The following is a 5,211-nucleotide window of genomic DNA, read 5'->3' on the forward strand; positions in this document are numbered from 1 at the left end:
TCGATCTCAACAGCCTGGTGGTCTTTGACGCCGTGGCCGAATCCGGCGGCTTTACGGCGGCAGCCGACCGCCTCGGCGTGGCCAAGGCGAAGGTCAGCGTGCAGGTCGCGCGGCTGGAGGCGCAGCTTGACACCGCGCTCTTCGTGCGCACCACGCGGAAGGTCGGCCTGACCGATGCCGGGCGGCGGCTGCATGAAGAGTGCAAGCCCTTGCTGCAGGGCATACAGGAAGCGATCGACCGCGCCGGCCGTGAGGAAGGCGTGCTTACCGGCACGCTGCGGATTGCGACCAGTGTCGACCATGCGGTGCAGGCGCTGGCGCCGGCGGTGGCGGAATTCGCCGCGCTGCATCCGGCATTGCAGATCGACCTGCGCACCGGCGACCGGGTCGTGGACCTGGTCGAGGAAGGCATCGACCTTGCGATCCGCCTCGGCTGGCTGCGCGACTCGTCGCTGCGGGCGGTAAAGCTGGGAGAATTCGACCAGGTCGCGGTGACGTCGCCGGCCTACCTCAAGCGCGCCGGAAGGCCGAAGCAGCCGGAAGACCTGGCCGCGCACAATTGGATCGCGCTGATGCTGCTGCCGACGCCCTTCACCTGGAAGTTCACCAAGCGCGGCGAGACGCGCACCGTGCAGGTGAAGTCGCGCCTGCGCGTCGATTCGCCCGGCGCTTTGCGCACAATGCTGCGGCAGGGCGCGGGCGTGTCGGTGCTGGATGCGTACAGCACGCGGGAGGACCTGGAATCGGGCAAGCTGGTGCGCCTGTTTCCCGACTGGGCGCTGCCGCGCGGCGGCATCCATGCGGTGTTTCCGCCAGGACGGCACATGCCGCCGCGCGTGCGCCAGTTCGTCGACTTCTACCGCACGCGGCTTACGTAAACGACAGCCGAGCGTGCGCCCACGGGTCGGGCACCGCGCGCCGTCCGCCGAACATGCCGGCGGCGGAAACCTTCAGCCGGTCGAGCGAGAACTGCCGAAGGTGCTTGAAGATGCTCTGGTTGATGTCCATCGTCGCCTGCATCACCAGCATGTCGACTTCGCGGCGCGGCGCACCTTCCTGCGCCTTCGCGCGTCCTGGCCGGGCGCGTGCCGCCTGTTCGTTCATTGCGCAGCGGAACGCGTCCTCCAGTGTCAGCCGGCTTGCTTCGCACGCGAGCTGCCAGCAGCGCGGCTGATCGTGATGTGCGCTGAGCAAGCCTTCGCGGCACAGCATCGCGCACAGGCGGAGCAATTCCTTCGCCGGCCGCCCGGTGTGCCTTTCCAGCTGCGCGAGGTCGAGGGGGCGCGGCGCGCTGGATACGAAGCGGCCGAGCACTTCGGTAATCAGGCAGACGCGGTCGTAGAGTACGCCGCTGCCGAGGAAGACCTGGTCCATGCCGTTCATGCCGCTTCTCCCATCAGTGCCGCCGCGTCGCGGTAGCCGGTCAGGCGCTGCACGTCGCTCAGGTTGAGCACGGTAGGCAGCGACGGGTCCTTCAGGCAGGCGAACAATTGCGCGATGTCGAGCGCCTGGATCAGCAGGCGTCCTTCGTTGGCCCGGATCACCTGTTTGACAAGCAGCCCATCGGGGCTGGCGGCAAATGGCGTGGGCACGATCTGCGCGTCACCGAATTCCGGCACGCCGTGCAGTTCGTCCACCAGCAAGCCGATGTCCTGCCCGTTGTGCCGCACGACCACTACCTGGCTGGCGCTGCCGATATCGGATGGCTTGCCGCGCATCAGGTGGCGCAGGTCGAATACCCAGACGAAATTGCTGGACTCGCCCACGCGCTGCTGCGCAAGCACGCCAATGCGCTCGGCGCGGCCACCCATGGACACGGGCGAGATTTCCGACGCCGGCAGCGCTTCGAGCACCGCGGCGGCCGGCATCGCGAACAGCATGCCGTCGATGAAAAAGGTCGCGTATTCGCGTCCGCCCTCGGCCGCGGCGCCGTTCTCGATGACCGCATCGGCAATGCGTGTGCCGGCCTGCTCGCGCACTTCGCCGAACAGCTGGTAGACAACGGCGATCACGTCTTCCTTGTAGCCGTCGGACACCTTGAACTCGCGGTAACCGTTGGACACCGACACGCCCATGATCGCGTAGTGGCCGTCGTGCAGCACGATGCGCGAGGCGCTGGTGCCGTTTTCCAGGCGCAGCAGTTCCGGATCGATGTCGAGCTGCGCGCCCACCGGCCGCGACGGATCGGTGCTGGAGATGATGCGGCCGTTGCGGTCGATGAAGAGCGCACTGATGTTCTGCTTGTCGCCCAGCGCGCCGCGCAGCATGGCGGCGAATTCGGGCTCGGCGTCGAACACGATGCCGATGCCGCCGACGACGCTGGCATCGCGGCCCGGGTCGCGGATCGCCGCGTGGTACACATAGGTCGGGCGCTGGCCGTACAGCGGCGTGGGTTCGAACGGCGTGACGTGGTAGTGCTGTTCGTGGCGCAGCCCGCGCACGGCGGCCAGCGTGTCGCCGTCGACGAAGGTGCCGACCACGGAGTCGCCGTCTTCCTCGGGATTGGTGCTGGCAATGATGCGGCCGTCGGCGTCGTACACGAAGATGCGCGTGTACACCGTGTAAAGGCGGTTGATGTAGTCGAGGATGGCGTTGATGCCTTCGATGGTTTCGAAGTCGCTTTCGCCGCTCGCAAGCGCGGCGCGCAGCTCCGGCGTCAGCGCCCACCAGCGGCAGTCGTCAGAGCGCTCGTAGAGGTTGCGGTCGAGCAGGTCGACCAGCAGGTGGGTGACGAACTCCGCGTCGCGCAGGCTGGACGCGAGCACCGTTTCATACAGGTCGCGGATCGATTGCGAAAACAGTTCGTTACTGCGGTTGCCGGTCTCGCTGATCTGGTCGAGGATGGTCTTCAGCTTGAGCAGCTCGCCGCGCTGGCCGGCGGTCATCACCTGGCCGTTCCAGACCACGCGCCGGATGGTGTCGGCGGCGGTCATGATCTCGAACAGCGGCGGGCAGAAGGAGCGTGCATGCGAGAGCAGGCCGTCGGCCACCGTGCCGTCGAGCGTGGACAGCGCATCGGTGCCGGCGCCGCCGCGGAAGGCGACGTCCACCGGAATCATCACCTGCCCCTGCCAGCCCGGCGGCCCCATGTAGCCCTGGTAGCCTTCGGCGGAAAAGGTGCGCACGAGGTATTCGCGGCCGCCGTACACCATCAGGCGCGGACTGGCGTCGCGGTTGACCGGGACGACGGCGCCCGGCGGAATCCAGCGTTCGTCGGCGCTGGCAATCACGCGGTTGTCGCCGTCGAGCAGCAGCATGTTGGAGCGTTCCTCTGCATCACGGTGCGAGCGGAAGATGCCGGCCATCTCTTCCTCGAAGTGGAAGCACAGGCACAGCACACCGACCGGACTCCCGGTGTCGGGGTGGAGCATGCGGCGCGAGTAGACCAGCGCCTGCTTCTTGCCCGGACGCAGGTCGGTATGGCGGAAGGTTTCGACATAGCTGGCTGACGCCAGCGTCTCGGCGATCAGCGGGTCGGTGCTGCCTTCCAGCGGCGTGGCCTCGTCGATCTGCACGAGCACATTGCCTTGCGTGTCGAGCAGGATGATTTCGTCGTACACCGTGTACTTGCTGCGGTAGGCGCGCAGGCGCAGGCGGGCCGCATCGGCGTCGTCGTGCAGGCCCGCGACAAAAGCACACAGCTCACGGTCGGTGGCGAGGAAGCCGACGTCGGCGGTGCGTTCGAACAGGTTGCGCACCACGATGTCGATCACGTACTGCGCCTTGGTGCCGATTTCGTCGAGTACGTTGCCGACTTTTTCGCGCACCAGGCTGCTGACCAGTTCCTGCTCCAGGCGGTTGAATCCGGCGCGCGTGGCAGCCATCGTGGGGAGGATGGTCCTGGCCTCTGTCGGGCAGTTCATCTTGGCGGATGCTTCGATCATGCGCCACATCAGGTTGAGTTCGCGCAGCGACTGTTCGCAGCGCACGACGTCGCGCATGTAGGGAAGGAAGGTATCGATGGCCAAGGGCGCGGTCTCTTGCATGGTGCTGTCCTCGATAAGGTTGGCGATGGGCGCATGCTGCCCGGGTAGGGCGGCACAAAATAGTGCAATGCAACAACATTGCAAATTGCAGGCCAACGAGGGAGAAAGCAGACGAGCGCTGAGAAACCTTTCGCTTTGCAGCAATGGCAATGTGGGGATTTTCCTTTTGATTCAATGCGTTGCTTTGTTGGCAGCACCAGTCCCGTTTGACGTCGTGCCGGCGAAGGAAAAAGCGCGAGCGTGCACTTTATTAGTGCTGATTAGCAACATTGTGGTGAATGCATCCATTGAACAAATTGCTTCAACGCCTGTCCCATTCGTTCAACAGGGAGCGATTCTCGCCGGTGTTCGACCGGTGATCGCGCAACATGCGCGGACCAGCCCTGTCGCATACCCGACGCACATTCACCGCAAAAATCAAGAGGTGATTTGTGCGATCGAATCGTTTACAGTGTTTTGGACGCCCCTCGTCTTGTCTCCAAGGCGAGGGGCGTCCAGTGTAATGAACCGACTCGAATTGACCATGAAACCCGTAGCACCCGGCACCGTCATCTTCCATCGTCATCGCGGCTATGGCGTGATCACCTCGGTCAACCTGTTGACCGGGTGGGTCTCCGCGCGCTTCGGCGATGAAGTGCGCACGCTGGACCTCAACCTCTCGCACGATGAACTGCAGCACGCCGACGGCGACCCGATCCGCTTCCGCCGCGACGCACCGGACCGCATGCCGCATGCGCGCCTGATGGCGATGGTGCGCGAACTGCATCGCGCCGGTTACCAGCGGCTCTACCTGTACTCGTGGCCGAAGCCGTCGGGCCTGCACTGGCGCTGGCACCTGTTCACCGGGCAGCGCAACTGGATCGACCGCGCATGGCGCGAGGGCTGGTATGGCTCGGGGGCGGATTACAACTTCAATCCGGTGATGGGCTGGGGCGACCAGCCGGGCGCGACCGCGCAGGAACTGGTGCATGCATTCGCGCGTTTCGATCCGCAGGGATTGGCCGAAGCCTTGCGCCGCGATGAAGACCATACGGAGTGGTTCGATGCGGTATGCGAGGCGCTGCTGCCGAATTACGCCTTCACGCTGGGGTGGGACTTGCGCGACGGCCCGGTGCCGGACCACCTGCCGGTGATCCCGGTGCGCCGCGGCGTGCCCGCCTATGCCGGCCCGCCGCTGCCCTGGCCTCCCGGCTGGACGAAGATCTGGACCGGCGGGCACGCGCCG

Annotated in this window: 4 protein-coding genes; 2 read left to right on the top strand and 2 right to left on the bottom strand. The window is 65.7% G+C overall.

What is annotated here, in order from left to right; translation table 11 throughout:
- Positions 1-878 (top strand): LysR family transcriptional regulator (locus tag AYR66_RS03445; protein WP_088709578.1); only part of this gene is annotated, 878 nt, incomplete at its 5' end.
- Here the strand turns inward: AYR66_RS03445 and AYR66_RS03450 are convergent.
- Positions 871-1,383 carry a hypothetical protein gene (locus AYR66_RS03450; RefSeq protein WP_088706359.1) on the bottom strand — a complete coding sequence of 171 codons (513 nt, stop codon included), beginning with the start codon at positions 1,381-1,383 and terminating at the stop codon, positions 871-873. The genes AYR66_RS03445 and AYR66_RS03450 overlap by 8 nt on opposite strands.
- Positions 1,380-3,986: a chemotaxis protein CheW gene (locus AYR66_RS03455; protein WP_088706360.1), complete on the bottom strand. Its 2,607-nt coding sequence runs from the start codon at positions 3,984-3,986 to the stop codon at positions 1,380-1,382. Before AYR66_RS03455 ends, AYR66_RS03450 begins: the two co-directional genes overlap by 4 nt.
- A gap of 523 nt (positions 3,987-4,509) precedes the next feature.
- Here AYR66_RS03455 and AYR66_RS03460 point away from each other — a divergent pair.
- Positions 4,510-5,211, top strand: a 702-nt coding sequence (locus AYR66_RS03460; protein WP_088709579.1) for an L-asparaginase, incomplete at its 3' end; no start/stop codon positions are given.

The sequence above is a fragment of the Noviherbaspirillum denitrificans genome, from assembly GCF_002211445.1.
In the GTDB taxonomy this organism is placed as follows: Bacteria; Pseudomonadota; Gammaproteobacteria; order Burkholderiales; family Burkholderiaceae_D; genus Noviherbaspirillum; species Noviherbaspirillum denitrificans.